Source organism: Bacillus sp. TH25, from assembly GCF_016650935.1.
GTDB lineage: Bacteria > Bacillota > Bacilli > Bacillales > Bacillaceae_G > Bacillus_A > Bacillus_A mycoides.
Genome location: NZ_JAEKEU010000034.1, coordinates 1 through 13,965, shown reverse-complemented (window position 1 = coordinate 13,965; position 13,965 = coordinate 1). Strand labels below are relative to the sequence as shown.

16 protein-coding genes and 1 pseudogene are annotated in these 13,965 nt (G+C 33.4%); 15 read left to right on the top strand and 2 right to left on the bottom strand.

What is annotated here, in order from left to right; genetic code table 11:
- Positions 1-49: 49 nt before the first annotated feature.
- Together JFT89_RS15125 and JFT89_RS15120 are read right to left on the bottom strand one after the other, a co-directional pair.
- Entirely contained in the window at positions 50-673 is a 624-nt protein-coding gene (locus JFT89_RS15125) for a hypothetical protein (protein WP_016095590.1), read from the bottom strand.
- Between the two features lie 697 nt (positions 674-1,370).
- A complete protein-coding gene (locus JFT89_RS15120; protein WP_087947138.1) occupies positions 1,371-1,532 on the bottom strand; it encodes a hypothetical protein in 162 nt (53 codons plus the stop codon).
- A gap of 232 nt (positions 1,533-1,764) precedes the next feature.
- Between JFT89_RS15120 and recQ the strand changes: the two genes are divergently transcribed.
- From recQ to JFT89_RS15045, 15 genes and pseudogenes are all read left to right on the top strand, one after another.
- On the top strand, positions 1,765-3,882 hold the full coding sequence (gene recQ, locus JFT89_RS15115; protein ID WP_002065779.1) for a DNA helicase RecQ: 2,118 nt from the start codon (positions 1,765-1,767) through the stop codon (positions 3,880-3,882).
- 25 nt (positions 3,883-3,907) lie between these two features.
- The gene (locus tag JFT89_RS15110; protein WP_002032638.1) at positions 3,908-4,291 is read left to right on the top strand and encodes a gamma-glutamylcyclotransferase family protein; all 384 of its coding nucleotides are present in this window, start codon (positions 3,908-3,910) and stop codon (positions 4,289-4,291) included.
- A 182-nt stretch (positions 4,292-4,473) separates the two neighbouring features.
- Positions 4,474-5,211 (top strand): annotated as a pseudogene (locus JFT89_RS15105) (class I SAM-dependent methyltransferase).
- A gap of 571 nt (positions 5,212-5,782) precedes the next feature.
- Entirely contained in the window at positions 5,783-6,070 is a 288-nt protein-coding gene (locus JFT89_RS15100; protein WP_002065782.1) for a hypothetical protein, read from the top strand.
- Between the two features lie 234 nt (positions 6,071-6,304).
- The gene (locus tag JFT89_RS15095; RefSeq protein WP_201040321.1) at positions 6,305-8,380 is read left to right on the top strand and encodes a HelD family protein; all 2,076 of its coding nucleotides are present in this window, start codon (positions 6,305-6,307) and stop codon (positions 8,378-8,380) included.
- Between the two features lie 75 nt (positions 8,381-8,455).
- The gene (locus JFT89_RS15090; RefSeq protein ID WP_201040320.1) at positions 8,456-8,788 is read left to right on the top strand and encodes a DUF952 domain-containing protein; all 333 of its coding nucleotides are present in this window, start codon (positions 8,456-8,458) and stop codon (positions 8,786-8,788) included.
- A 166-nt stretch (positions 8,789-8,954) separates the two neighbouring features.
- A complete protein-coding gene (locus tag JFT89_RS15085) occupies positions 8,955-9,302 on the top strand; it encodes a PadR family transcriptional regulator (RefSeq protein WP_201040319.1) in 348 nt (115 codons plus the stop codon).
- Positions 9,289-10,290, top strand: a complete 1,002-nt coding sequence (locus JFT89_RS15080; protein ID WP_201040318.1) for an HAAS signaling domain-containing protein — start codon at positions 9,289-9,291, stop codon at positions 10,288-10,290. The genes JFT89_RS15085 and JFT89_RS15080 overlap by 14 nt, the downstream gene beginning before the upstream one ends.
- Before the next feature lie 78 nt (positions 10,291-10,368).
- Positions 10,369-10,881 (top strand): GNAT family N-acetyltransferase, encoded by a 513-nt coding sequence (locus JFT89_RS15075; RefSeq protein WP_201040317.1) that lies wholly within the window; start codon positions 10,369-10,371, stop codon positions 10,879-10,881.
- 184 nt (positions 10,882-11,065) lie between these two features.
- Entirely contained in the window at positions 11,066-11,833 is a 768-nt protein-coding gene (locus JFT89_RS15070) for a serine hydrolase (protein ID WP_201040316.1), read from the top strand.
- The gene (locus JFT89_RS15065) at positions 11,834-12,205 is read left to right on the top strand and encodes a hypothetical protein (protein ID WP_201040315.1); all 372 of its coding nucleotides are present in this window, start codon (positions 11,834-11,836) and stop codon (positions 12,203-12,205) included.
- A 32-nt stretch (positions 12,206-12,237) separates the two neighbouring features.
- The gene (locus JFT89_RS15060; protein WP_201040314.1) at positions 12,238-12,654 is read left to right on the top strand and encodes a GNAT family N-acetyltransferase; all 417 of its coding nucleotides are present in this window, start codon (positions 12,238-12,240) and stop codon (positions 12,652-12,654) included.
- Between the two features lie 33 nt (positions 12,655-12,687).
- Complete coding sequence (locus JFT89_RS15055) at positions 12,688-13,092, top strand: GNAT family N-acetyltransferase (protein ID WP_201040313.1); 405 nt, start codon at positions 12,688-12,690, stop codon at positions 13,090-13,092.
- Positions 13,093-13,107: 15 nt separating this feature from the next.
- Complete coding sequence (locus JFT89_RS15050; protein ID WP_201040312.1) at positions 13,108-13,461, top strand: MmcQ/YjbR family DNA-binding protein; 354 nt, start codon at positions 13,108-13,110, stop codon at positions 13,459-13,461.
- Between the two features lie 92 nt (positions 13,462-13,553).
- Complete coding sequence (locus JFT89_RS15045) at positions 13,554-13,940, top strand: ribosomal maturation YjgA family protein (RefSeq protein WP_201040311.1); 387 nt, start codon at positions 13,554-13,556, stop codon at positions 13,938-13,940.
- The last annotated feature ends 25 nt before the right edge of the window (positions 13,941-13,965 follow it).

Here is a 13,965-nt window from a genome sequence, read left to right as displayed (position 1 = left end):
TTGATAGAAAGCTAAATAAGCCGATTTGTTTTTTCAAATCGGCTTATTTTTATTGAAATACTTGCGGAAATTGTTTTACGATTGCGTCTGTTATCATGTCGGCCATTTCTAATGCTTCTTTTTCAATTTTATCGTATAGTTTTACACTGGCATCATAATCTTTATTTAGGAAGGCAAGTGCTTCCGCTTTCGTTAACGCTAAATGCTCATAAAACATTTTTCTAAATGCTTCTTTTTCTATATATGGGTTGATACTGGTTAGAAACTCAACGATTTCATCTCCATTAGCGTACCACTTCTTTTCTATAGCGGCCGCTGCGTTTTGATCACCAGTTTTTGCGGCTTTAACAAGATCAGCAGCGATTGTTAAGTGGTCTTTAATTAATGCACTATATTTTTTTACTGCATCTTCACCGTAGAATGGTTCAAGTGATAGCCCCATGTGTGTTGCATTTTGTAGAAGACGTCCAACGGTAACGTTTACGTCGGGCAAGTTAAAGACGATGCCTATTATAGCTAATCGAGTCCAAGCGACGTGTTGTTCCCATAAAGAACGCATATATCCTTTTAAAAAGTTTTCGTTTTTACTAACTCGGTAATTTCGTACAAATGAATCGACGTTTCCATTAGTGATATGATAAGGGGAGTAATACGATTGCCAATAAGTATACATAAATAGTTACACTCCTTTGAACATGTATACCTCACAATATGATAAACGTTATTTTTAAGTTACGTGTCCAAGAGTTTTTTGAGAGTTGGAAAAGGAGAAAGTTGAAGGGGAATGAAAACCATGATTATGATATATATGAATCAAAAGAATTTTAAAATAATAGAGGTCCTGCAAGGGAAATTACAGGACCTCAAAAGGGTATTGCCGAGATGTCGGACTCGACTACGTAATATTAACATAAAATCTTTTCGAAAAAACCTGGTAAATGTGTCCAAATGAGAAGGGTACTTTTTAATAAAGTTAAAGGGATCTGCTTCCCGCGGCAGATCCCTTTAACTAGATAATGTTGATGAGCAAAAACTCATCTGGAGTACTTTCATATTAACAAATGAAATTCACTTTGTGTATTGAGAAAAAATGAATTACTTGTATGAATGTAGCAGATTTATATTTTGCTTTTTGGAATTATAATCATTTGTGGAGAGCGGAATAGGGTTCTAAAATGGAGAAAAGACTTTTCAGCCAGGCTACGATACATTGCAATATGTAAGTATAAAAAAAGACCTGCTAATTTAAGCAGGTCAACATAAGAGGTTTATCTAACAGATTATTATATATGGTAACAACTGTATTGTAGTAAGTCTATAAGTTATATGTTGAGAAAATTTGTTTGAATGATATATATTTGGCACATGTATTAACGTTTAAAAAGTTGAGAAAGGAAATTCATAAGCTTGCTATAAGAAAATAAGGGCTGATACTTATAAAATGATTCATATTTCCACGCATCATTATTAGAGAATTGGAGTTGTTTATTTGACGCTTTAGGTTTGTTGGAATTATTGTAACGACGCTTCATAATTTAACCTCCTCAAATTCATATGTATACGATTAGTAGTATTCTAGGAAGGTAAATTAAATGAATATTTATTTTGAAATTCTTTCTTCTTGTGTACTAGATTTATTTTTTTATGTTGGAAAACGTAGGAAGCAAATAGAACTCAAATACTTATAAAATTCAAAGTGGCGAGAATCAGTTTGATGATATAATAGGAATAGATGAAAGATATAGAAAAGCAGGTGACTCTTTTTTGTTTACAAAAGCACAAGAACTTTTAGCGTCTTATTTCGGTTATTCGTCATTCCGAAGAGGACAAGATGAAACAATTAAAAATGTATTAGATGGGAAAGATACAGTCTGTATTATGCCTACGGGGGGTGGTAAGTCAATTTGTTATCAAATTCCCGCATTAGTATTCGAAGGAACGACATTAGTTATTTCACCTTTGATTTCACTTATGAAAGACCAAGTAGATACATTAGTACAAAACGGTATTTCAGCTACTTATATTAATAGTTCTATTTCTATTACAGAAGCAAATCAACGAATTCAATTAGCGAAACAAGGCCATTATAAGTTACTTTATGTGGCGCCTGAGCGTCTTGATTCAATGGAATTTGTTGATCAACTTATCGATATGAAAATCCCGATGATTGCAATTGATGAGGCGCACTGTATTTCGCAGTGGGGACATGATTTCCGTCCTAGTTATTTACATATACATCGCATATTAGATTATCTTCCAGAAAAGCCGCTTGTATTAGCGTTAACTGCTACGGCAACACCACAAGTTCGTGAAGATATTTGCAACACGCTTGGAATTAATCAAGAAAATACAATTATGACAACGTTTGAGCGCGAGAACTTATCCTTCTCTGTCATTAAAGGACAGGATCGTAATGCTTATTTAGCGGATTATATTCGTCAAAATCAGAAGGAATCTGGGATTATATATGCAGCTACAAGAAAAGTTGTCGATCAGTTATATGAAGATTTAGGGAAAGCAGGAGTTTCGGTATCGAAATATCATGCTGGTATGAGCGATCACGATCGAAATGAACAACAAGAACTCTTTTTACGAGATGAAATCAGCGTTATGGTAGCGACATCCGCGTTCGGAATGGGGATTGATAAATCGAATATTCGTTACGTAATCCATTATCAACTTCCTAAAAATATGGAAAGTTACTATCAAGAAGCTGGACGTGCTGGTCGTGACGGATTAGATAGTGAATGTATTTTGTTATATTCCTCTCAAGATGTGCAAGTACAACGCTTTTTAATCGATCAATCAACTGGAGAATCACGTTTTTCAAACGAACTTGAAAAATTGCAAAATATGACCGATTACTGTCATACAGAACAATGTTTACAATCATTTATTTTGCAATACTTCGGAGAAGAGCCGAAGGAAGATTGTGGCCGCTGTGGTAATTGTACGGACGATCGTGAAAGTATCGATGTGACGAGAGAATCCCAAATGGTACTATCTTGTATGATTAGGACGAACCAACGATTCGGAAAGCAAATGATTGCACAAGTATTAACTGGATCGAAAAATAAAAAAGTTATCGAGTTTAATTTCCATACTTTACCAACTTACGGACTTTTATCAAATCGTAGTGTGAAAGAAGTCAGTGAGTTTATTGAGTTTTTGATTTCAGACGAGTTGATCGCAGTTGAACATGGTACATATCCGACATTAAAAGTAACGGAAAAAGGTAAAGAAGTACTACTTGGTAAAGAAAACGTTTTACGTAAAGAACGAGTAGAAACACGCCAAATTGTTCAAGACCATCCTTTATTTGAAGTGCTTCGTGAAGTGCGTAAAGAAATTGCACAAGGTGAAGGCGTACCTCCGTTCGTTATTTTCTCTGACCAAACGTTAAAAGATATGTGTGCGAAAATGCCGCAAAGTGACTCTGAACTCCTAACTGTAAAAGGAATTGGAGAACACAAACTTGTGAAGTATGGCTCTCAATTCTTACAAACAGTGCAGCACTTTATTGAGGAAAACCCAAACTATGCTGAAACAATTAAGACGGAAGTTGTTTCAGAACGTAAAAAGTCAGGGAAAGCTTCAGCAAATTCTCATTTAGAAACATATGAAATGTATAAACAAGGTATTGATCTAAATGAGGTTGCAAAGGAACGTGGGTTATCGAGACAAACGATTGAAAACCATTTAATCCGTTGCTTTGAAGATGGTATGGAAGTAGACTGGAATAGCTTTGTTCCAGCAGAGTATGAAGCTCTAATTGAAACTGCCGTGCAAAATGCAGAGGGTGGTCTGAAATCGATTAAGGACCAACTTCCAAATGAAGTGAGTTACTTTATGATTCGTGCTTATTTACAAATTAGAAAGTAGAGACATATAAAGGGGATAGGGATTCATGCATCACGTTTTCGTGTATGGCACGTTAAGAAAAGAGCAAACGAATGCTCATTTTATGCAAGGTGCAATATGCATCGCAGACGAAGCATGGACGTATGGTAAATTATTTGATACATACGAAGGGTATCCTGCGATGATTTGTTCAAATGAGGACAAAGTATACGGAGAAGTTTATGAAGTAAATGATGATGTTCTGCAAAAGTTAGATGAACTTGAAGAATACACAGGTAATGCAGAGAGTGATTTATATGACCGAATCACCGAAACGATTTATTTAGGTGATAGAGAAATACGTGCATTTGTGTATATTGCTCAAGATAAAGAGATGCTAAAGAAAGTTATCATTTCTGGTGATTGGGTGGAGTATCAACAAGGAAAATAAAAGCAGCTATAGAGCAGATAGTGGAATCGACCATTATCTGCTTTTTATATTGGTACTTTCAAAATTCCTATTATTTTGATAAATTGTAAATATAGAGAAATATGAATGGTTTTTTTTCATGGGTGTCAGAAATTTAGTTTCTCACCTGTAGCAGAAAAATCTAGTGCAGGAGGAGAATAATAATGAACGAATTAAATGTGAAGGAATTTTACCAAAAACAATTCGAACTGTCGAATTACGATATCAATACAGAAAGCTGGTTAGAGCAGGTTGCTAAAGAAGTTCAAGAACAAGTTGGTCATCCATTTCAAACGATGTTAGAACTTGGTGCGGGAAATGGTGGATTTGCACGAGCGATGTCTAAGTTACATGTGAGAATGACAACTGTTGAACTTGTATCAGAGCTGGTTTCCTTTGCAAAAGAACATTCTAGTAGTGATATTGCCATTCATTGTGGAGATTTTTATCAAATTAACTTTGAAGAAAAATTTGATGTGGTTAGTTATTTAGATGGATTTGGTGTAGGAACAAATGATGAGCAATTGTTTCTACTAAAACGGATTAAAGATTGGATGAAGGAAGATGGATGTGCACTTATTGATATTTATCAACCTTTGTATTGGAAAAAGGTAAGTGGACAAGAAATGCCATTAAGTTCAGCGATGCGAAAATATGAATATGATAGTATAAATGAAAGAATGTTAGATCATTGGTGGAATCCTAATCAGCCTAATGAGATTGTAACACAGTCTTTACGTTGCTATACAGTTGAAGAGATTAGCGATCTATGTGATGAAGCAAATTGAAATATTGTAGCAATTTTCCCGGGTGGCGCATTTGATTTTGAGAAATCGCGATATAAAGAGCAAGCTTCTTTACATGAGTGCTTATCGTATCGTATAAAAGTAAAAAAGAAATAAAGAAATAAAGAATAGATTGGGCGTCTCCCTCGTACACATTAAGCTGAATTTATGTGAAGGGAATTTCAAATTTATAGAATCTAATAACGAAAATAGTTGCTTGAGTGCTTCTATACTCATATAAATATCTTTGTTAGCTTCTAAAAGACTGAAAGGTTGGGTTAATGAAGAATGAGCTATGTTTTGGCTAAATAAAACACAAAGGTATATTAGTTTTTGTGAAATATATTCACTAGTTTGTTAAGCGAATCAAATTTTTCTAACTAATCACTCCAAATTATTAGGCGGCATATATCATTGTATGTCCTTAAAAACTAATACTAGTTCATTTGAAATTGATAAATTTATATTAAAAACGCCATCCTTTTTGTGTATTTCTATAAAAAGAATAGCGTTTTTTTTCGTTATATGGATACAAATTTAGATTTTCTTGATAATAGTAATAGGGTGAGAATCTATTATGTTTAACCAATAATAAAATGACACAATTGACAAAATACACCTCAGTGTTATAATGATAAATTGTTACCAAGGTAACAAAATAATGTTTTTGCATTAAGGGTGTGAAATTATGAAACAAAATAATGAACAAATAAATGAAAAAAACACAAAAATTAAAGTTGAACGTGTGCAAACTGGTATTAGGATGGAAAAAAGAATGGTAAAAGTTTTGAAAGCGATGGCAGAATATCATGATATTTCGCTGGGCGTTCTTCTTGAAAGAATCGTTCTACATTCTTTTGAAAATAAACCTGTGTTTAGTGATGAAAGTCTTGAAAAAGTTAAAGCTATAAAAGAAGTTTACGATATGGATTATGGCCTAGAAATAAGTCGTCAGTGGAATGATTCGGATAACTAGAATGATTATTTTCACATACAGTTCCTTTTGTAAGCAATCTATGAAATGAAAAAAATAAAGAGAGAGAAAATTTTGTTTTAAAGATACTTTAAAAGCTTAGATGAAGAGGCGTATTTTTTTGTGTTTTTCTTTAATTCGGAAAATTCCCAATCGAACTATTGACTTTATGAATGGATTTTTAATACAATTATATTTCGACTGAAAAAATTGGAACGGACAGGAGGGAATCATCAAATGAACAACATTTTTGACGAAGAGTTACAAAAAATGAAAGATACTTTAAGTACGATGGATGATCAATTAGAACAGCTTGAAAAAATCCCGGTTTATTATGGAGAAGATTTTAAAGAGCAAATTCTTGAAAGTATGAGGGAGTCTAATAGACAAAGCTTACGTATTGGTGTACATGAGCCGTATTTTGGAAGATTAGACTTTCAGGAGGATGGCAAGGAAGACGTAATGCCGATTTACATCGGTAAAGTAGGTGTTTCAGATAAAGATACGATGAAACCAATTGTAATTGATTGGCGTGCACCTGTCGCAAGTATGTTTTATTCATTTACCGGTGGTGAAGAATTAGCATTTTATCATTCACCAGACGGATTAGTAGAAGGCGATGTTTATTTAAAACGAAACATTTCGATTCGAAAGAGAGAACTAGAACGTGTTGTTGATACATATGTGAAAGGAAATGAAGATGTCTCACATGCTGATGATTTTCTTCTATATCGATTAGGTGAGAATAAAGATAATAAATTGAAAGATATCGTTTCGACTATACAATCGGAGCAAAATGATATTATTCGTGCGGAAAGAAACTTACCGTTATTAATTCAAGGGGTTGCAGGGAGCGGAAAAACAACAATCGCTTTACATCGCCTTGCTTTTTTAATTTATGAATATCGTGAACAACTTGAAGCGGAGAGAATGATCGTATTCGCTCCAAACAGTTTGTTTTTAGACTATATTTCAAGTGTACTTCCTGAGTTAGGTGTAGGAAATATTAGTCAAACAACGTTTCCAGATTGGGCATTACGTACGTTAGATGGTTCGGTGAAACTGAAGCAGACAGAAGAAAAATTGAAAGAAGCTTTCTCAATTAATCGCGATGAAAAAAAGGTTATGCTAGGTAAATTGAAAGGCACGCTGGAATTTAAGTCGTTTATTGAAGAAAGAATGATTCAATTTGAAAAAGATTTAGTGCCAACAAAAGATTTTGAGGCATGGGATAAAGCTGTTATTCCAGTGGAAGACGTTAAAAAATGGATGCAGGTTGAATATAAACACTATCCATTAAAGAAAAGAAGAGAACGTTTAGTCGGCCGTATGAAGCGCTGGATTGAAATTGAGCTTAAAAAGTTTGGAGAAACAAACGAGAAAAAATTACTAAAAAAAGAAGCGACAAAGAGATTGAACACATATATGAATTTTTGGCCGAAAATGAGCCCGCTTTTACTATATAATTCAATGATAAAGAGTAAAGAAATACTCGAAGTATTACCTGAAGAACTTGTTCAAGAAACAGAAAAGAATTGTCGTAAAAAAGAAGTGTATGTAGAAGACTTACCAGCTTTAATTTACATACAACATCGCATAACAGGAATTGAAATTGGACAAAAGTTCCATCACGTCGTTATTGATGAAGCGCAAGATTTCTCGCCATTCCAAGTATATGTATTAAAAGAAATTACACTAGGTAATTCTTTCACTATATTAGGTGATTTATCTCAAGCGATTTATGATTATCAAGGAATTGAAGACTGGAATGCTTTTAAGGAAGTATTTCAAGAAACAGGTTATTATGAACTGACGAGAAGTTATCGTTCTACAAAAGAAATTATTGAATTTGCGAATGAAATAATAAAAAATGCAGAAATTCCTGTAGGACTTGCTACACCAGTTTTCCGTAGCGGTGAAGACGTGAAAGTGATTCGGGCAGAGGACCAATTTACTGAAGTTTTAAAGACATTACAGCATTTGCAAAATGAAGATGTGAAAACAATTGCGGTAATTGGAAGAACAGATGATGAATGCCGTGATATATATGAGAAATTAACAGATGCAGGGTTGACTGTTAACGTCATTGAAGCAGATCAAAGTAAATATGAAGGTGGCATTTCGGTAGTACCTGTATACTTGGCGAAAGGATTAGAATTTGATGCAGTACTTCTAATCGACGTTGATGAAGAGCATTACAAAAATACAAAACATGATGCGAAATTATTGTATGTCGGATGTACGAGATCGCTTCATGATTTATGGATTTTCCATAGTGGGGAAGCGTCGCCATTAATTAAGGGATTAAAATAAATAAAAAAGAGGATTTTCTAGTAATAAACAGAAAAACCTCTTTTTTTTCTATATAAAGATATAGGAGGAATGGATATGATTACAAAAGTAATAACAAAAAGAAATTGGGAAATCGCAAAAACAACTAGAGAGATTAATGAAGCCTCACTTAAAGAAGAGGGGTTCATTCATTGTTCATTATTAGACCAAGCTTTAAAAGTTGCGGAAACACATTTCAGTCATGAAGAAGATGTTTTATTACTCACAATTGATCCATCCCTAGTAAAAGCAGAAATAAAATATGAACTTGCTTCTAACGGTCAAGAATACCCGCATGTATATGGAGTAATCAATTTTGAGGCAATTGTAGGTGTTGCTCCATTTCTTAAAGAAAAGGAAGATTTTTTATTACCAGAGGAACAAAGTTAAGAGTGTTATAGGTATTTAAGTTAGCTAGAAAAGCACAAATCATATCGTTTGTGCTTTTTATTGTCTATTTTTTGAAAAATCATTGTTTTTGTCACACTAATACTGTACGATACATAGTATAAAACACATACTGTATGACATATAGTAATGGAAATGAGGTGGGTGAATGGATAATTTATTAAATTCATTAATTACTGAGCTAAGGAGAGGGACATTGACATTAGCGGTTTTAAGTCAACTAAGAACGCCGCAATATGGATATTCGCTTGTCCAATTATTGGAGAAATCAGGAATCATGATAGATCAAAGTACTTTATATCCACTACTTCGCCGATTAGAAAAGCAGGAGCTAGTGACGAGTAGTTGGGACAAAACTGAGAGTAGACCTCGTAAGTATTATGTTTTAAGTGAATATGGATTAGAGATATTTTTACAATTGAAAAAGGAGTGGATAAAGGATTCAAAAGAGCTTTATAACCTATTAAAGGAGGAGGACGAGAATGAGTTTGATTGATATGTACGTCCATGAAGTTGCGAAGAGATTACCTGAAAAAAATCGTGAAGATATTACGCTTGAACTACGGTCGACAATAGAGGATATGTTATCAGACGATTATAATGAAGATGATGTGAAGAGCGTTCTCGAAAAATTGGGGAGCCCAGTTTCATTGGCTAATGGGTATTTGGATAGACCGATGCATTTAATTGGACCACGCTATTTTGATGTGTATACGACATTATTAAAAATGATCCTACCAATTGCAGCTGTTATCGCACTCATTGCAATGATTGCAGAAAATTTTATAGGCTATACTGGTGATCAAGCGGTATTAAATGTTATTTTAAAATTGATAGGTAAAGGCATTGGGGAAATTGTCGAAGTAGGCCTCCATGTATTTTTCTGGTTGACACTTGTGTTTGCTATTTTAGAAAGAACAGATAAAGACAAAGGTACCCAACCGTTGACGACAAGTTTAAAAAAATGGACTCCTGATGATTTGAAAAATATCTCGTATGTTCCAAAGAAAAAGTCGATCTCAAAGTTTGAAGTTTTTGGAGGTTTGATGTGGACAGCAGTTTGGGCTACCCTTTACTTTTATGCGAATCATCTTGTTGGCGTATATAATGGTGCAGCAGATGGACTGAAATTTGTCGCACCAACTTTCAATCAAGATGTTTTAATTCAGTATTGGCCAATCGTTGTAATTATGATCGTTTTCGAAGTAGCTATATCTCTTTATAAGTTAGTACAGGGACAATGGACAACAAGGTTGGCAATTGGGAATGCAATCCTACAGTTAGCTGCAACAATAGTATTCATTGTAATTGTAGTAAATCCTCATTTATTTAACGAAGGATTTATTATGTATGTGGCAAATATGTTTACAATTTCTCCAGAGGAATTTAAAACGTGGTTAATTGGTGGAGGGATAATTATCTTCATATTATCTGCGGTACTAAATACAATTGATGGTTTTCGAAAATCTAGAATTCGGTTGTAAAAATAAGTTTGTATTATTATTAGGTAGATCAGTTGAAAGAAAGGTACAGAGAAAGATCATTATGAAGGGAAGAAAACAATGATAAGGGAAGCAATGAAAAAAGATGTAACATTTATTTTAGATATTTATAATGATGCAATCCTTAATTCAACAGCTGTATATGCGTACAAACCTGTAACCCTTGAAAATAGAATAGATTGGTATGAACAAAAAAAGGCTGATTGCTATCCAATTTTAGTCTACGAGCTAGATAATAAAGTAGTAGGATTTGCGACATTTGGTCCATTTAGAGCATGGCCTGCCTATAAATATTCAATTGAACATTCTATATACGTTGATAAGGAATATAGAAAAAATGGAATTGGGAAGTCTTTAATGAAAGAACTAATAGCTATTGCACAGAAAAGAGAATATATGACCTTAATTGCTGGAATTGACGCAGAAAATGAGAAAAGTATTGCCCTGCATCAAAACTATGGATTTATTCATGCAGGAACAATAAAAAAAGCCGGTTATAAGTTCAATCGATGGCTAGATTTAGCTTTTTATCAATTGGAGCTTAATGGTCCTAAAAATCCTACTGAAGAATAGCTGTATCTATTACTGTAAAAATAATTTTAAAAAGAAATTGTATATATTACAAAAGATAGTATGAAGAAATCTCATGCTATCTTTTTCTTATTGTATTCATGATTATCATTTAACAAAAAAGGATTCTTATATTCTATATCGAATTTTGAGAAGATGATAAAACGATATAAGAAGAGGGATGAATATGCAGGCTGTCATTAGAAAAATAAAAGAAATACAAATTGGTCAAGTTGGAATACTTGTTTATTCAACAAAGAATGGAAATATAGTTGCTACCCATAACAATGAGCTATACGTTCCTTTAGCATCAGCAGCAAAAGTGGCAATTGGATTTACAGTAGCAAAGATGGTAAAGGATAAACTAATTAGTTGGAGTGATACACTTCATCACATTAAGTATAATCCAAATGAGGATAGTGCGCAGTTATATCCTCACTTACAAGACAGAGCTACATTAACACTTAGTAAAGCGGTTGAAGTAATGATAGCGTGTCACGACAGCTGTATAGCTCAGTCAATTGTTATGCACTGCGGAGGATGGGAAACTGTCAGAGAAAATGTTTTAACGTACTTTTCAAAGATTCATATACAGGAAAACCCTAGAGATGAGCAAAATGTCGGAGAGTTAAATCAAGTTCTTTCACTTTTAGTACATATTTTTCAAGGATATAAATCAGAACCAGAATTATGGGAACCCATTATTAATGGAATGGTAAGGCAACAAGGTGATTATGAAGGGATACCGTATTATCATTTAGCTCATATGACAGGTGGTTTATCCACCGCTATAATAAATATTGGTATAATAGGAATGTTTCATAAATTTCCGTTTCTTTATGTAATTGGGGGAAGAGATTTACCTAATCGATTTGATAATAAACAAGTTGATGAAACCGTTATAGAAGCTTTGAGGTACGTATACAAAGAATATAGTTATGTTAGGGGTGAGTGATTGAAACGAAACTTAAAGACTCCAACAATCATTATTTTAATCCTTACGATTATTGCTCTTGAAGTTGGAATTGCGCTATACAATCACACTTTGTCATTAGATACAATTTATTTTGCAGCGATTCTCATTTGTATTGTATTGCTTTTTGGTACACGTGTTTCTGAAGTGAAAGAAAGTACATCGAGACAAAGACGAAGAAAAACAGCTCTTATATTTTGGCCATCTATTTTATTATTAATCGCTAGTTTTGCCGTTATAAGTTATGTGAGAACAGGCTATGTCTCTGTACCAGGGATAATTGGTTTTTCATGCTTTGTTACATATGCTGGATTTATATTCATCAGTATATTAAAGAGAAGAAGTAAAAATTAAATGTAGCTTACTAAGTTGAAAGGAAGAAATATATGAAAAGCATAGAGAATGGTACTCGCACTGAAGGAGAATACATTAAAAATAAAGTAATTCAATATAACATGTCTATTTTAACAGATGAAGTAAAGCAACCAATGGAACAAGTAAGCTTCGTAGTGAAAGATGAAGATGGGAAAATCTTTGGCGGGGTAACAGGAACGATGTATTTTTATCATCTTCATATAGATTTTTTATGGGTTGATGAATCTGTTCGTCATGATGGTTATGGTAGTCAATTGTTACATAAAATAGAAGGAATTGCGATGGAAAAAGGATGTAGACTCATTTTACTAGATTCATTTAGTTTCCAAGCACCAGATTTTTATAAAAAGCACGGATACCGAGAATATGGTGTTGTTGAAGATTATCCTAAAGGGCATAGTCAACACTTTTTAGAAAAGAGATTATAATAATATTATGTATACTGGTTGAGGGGAGAAAAAATGTACACGTATAAATTACAACATGAACAACCAATCTGTGTAGAAAAAATAAAGAAACTTTACGATTCTGTAGGCTGGTGGCCAGAAAGAAAAGAAGTCGATATTCAAAAAATGTTAAAGAATAGTATAGCAATTGGAGTATGGGAAGAAAATGAATTAATTGGATTTGCTAGAGTTGTTACTGACGGTGTTTTTCGGGCGTATATTGAAGATGTTGTCGTACATGAGAGTGTAAGAAACAAGGGAATTGGTGAGAAGATGCTTACAATGTTACTTCAACAGGTATCTCATATTGATATTGTTAGTCTATTTTGCGGAGAGAAACTAATAAAGTTTTATGGTGAACAGCAATTTCAAGTTACGAAGCAAATTGTGATGCATCGTAATCAAATAGTGAAAGAATAAGAGGTGCCAATTAGAATGAATGCAACAAGAGCATATTGTTTATCGAAAAGAAAAGCGACAGCAGATTCTCCAGATGGCTGGAGTGCAACATGTATGAGGTTAAATAATAAAATATTTGCGATAGTGAATCATGAAGAAGATGAAAAAGCTGCGATTACATTAAAATGTGATCCAGAACTCTCTTTACGAATAAGAGAAGATTACCCAGAAACAATAATTCCTGGATATCATATGAATAAAAAGCATTGGAATACAGTGTACATACATAAGGATGTAGGACAAGAACAAATCAATAAGATGATAGATTGGTCATATGATTTAGTATTACAATCGTTTTCAAAGAAAAAGCAACAAGAGTTAATGGATTAAATACAAAGTGAAATCGACTATAAATAGCTAGTAAAATGATTATATTTTACTAGCTATTTGCAGTTTTACATTATATATTAGGGGATTTTGAAATGAATACGAAACGAAATAGATTACTATATGTAATGTTTACTATAGTTGTTATTATTTTAGGCCTTAGTTCCAGAAAGTTTGCTTTTGTATTGCCTGATCTATTAAATGATTACTTAGGTGATGCGTTATGGGCATTAATGATTTTTACTGGATTTGGATTTTTGTTTCCTAAAATAGAAACGAGAAAATTAGCTTTTATTAGTTTGATATTTTGCTACGGGATTGAAATTAGTCAATTGTATCATGCGGAATGGATAGATAGCATTCGAGCAACGACTTTAGGTGGACTCGTATTAGGTTACGGATTTTTATGGAGTGATTTAGTGGCTTACACAATTGGTGTTGGAGTAGGAATGCTTGGTGAGTTTATGCTACGGAAGAAATAAAAGATGTAAAAAGGGGTATTTATGC

Bases quoted from the DNA above. Each gene is read 5' to 3' on its own strand.
- JFT89_RS15100 (WP_002065782.1), top strand. From the start codon at position 5,783: ATGAAACAAAATAATGAACAAATAAATGAAAAAAACACAAAAATTAAA.
- JFT89_RS15095 (WP_201040321.1), top strand. From the start codon at position 6,305: ATGAACAACATTTTTGACGAAGAGTTACAAAAAATGAAAGATACTTTA.
- JFT89_RS15125 (WP_016095590.1), bottom strand. From the start codon at position 673: ATGTATACTTATTGGCAATCGTATTACTCCCCTTATCATATCACTAAT.
- JFT89_RS15060 (WP_201040314.1), top strand. From the start codon at position 12,238: ATGAAAAGCATAGAGAATGGTACTCGCACTGAAGGAGAATACATTAAA.
- JFT89_RS15085 (WP_201040319.1), top strand. From the start codon at position 8,955: ATGGATAATTTATTAAATTCATTAATTACTGAGCTAAGGAGAGGGACA.
- JFT89_RS15080 (WP_201040318.1), top strand. From the start codon at position 9,289: ATGAGTTTGATTGATATGTACGTCCATGAAGTTGCGAAGAGATTACCT.
- JFT89_RS15075 (WP_201040317.1), top strand. From the start codon at position 10,369: ATGATAAGGGAAGCAATGAAAAAAGATGTAACATTTATTTTAGATATT.
- JFT89_RS15110 (WP_002032638.1), top strand. From the start codon at position 3,908: ATGCATCACGTTTTCGTGTATGGCACGTTAAGAAAAGAGCAAACGAAT.
- JFT89_RS15050 (WP_201040312.1), top strand. From the start codon at position 13,108: ATGAATGCAACAAGAGCATATTGTTTATCGAAAAGAAAAGCGACAGCA.
- JFT89_RS15070 (WP_201040316.1), top strand. From the start codon at position 11,066: ATGCAGGCTGTCATTAGAAAAATAAAAGAAATACAAATTGGTCAAGTT.
- JFT89_RS15045 (WP_201040311.1), top strand. From the start codon at position 13,554: ATGAATACGAAACGAAATAGATTACTATATGTAATGTTTACTATAGTT.
- JFT89_RS15120 (WP_087947138.1), bottom strand. From the start codon at position 1,532: ATGAAGCGTCGTTACAATAATTCCAACAAACCTAAAGCGTCAAATAAA.
- JFT89_RS15090 (WP_201040320.1), top strand. From the start codon at position 8,456: ATGATTACAAAAGTAATAACAAAAAGAAATTGGGAAATCGCAAAAACA.
- JFT89_RS15055 (WP_201040313.1), top strand. From the start codon at position 12,688: ATGTACACGTATAAATTACAACATGAACAACCAATCTGTGTAGAAAAA.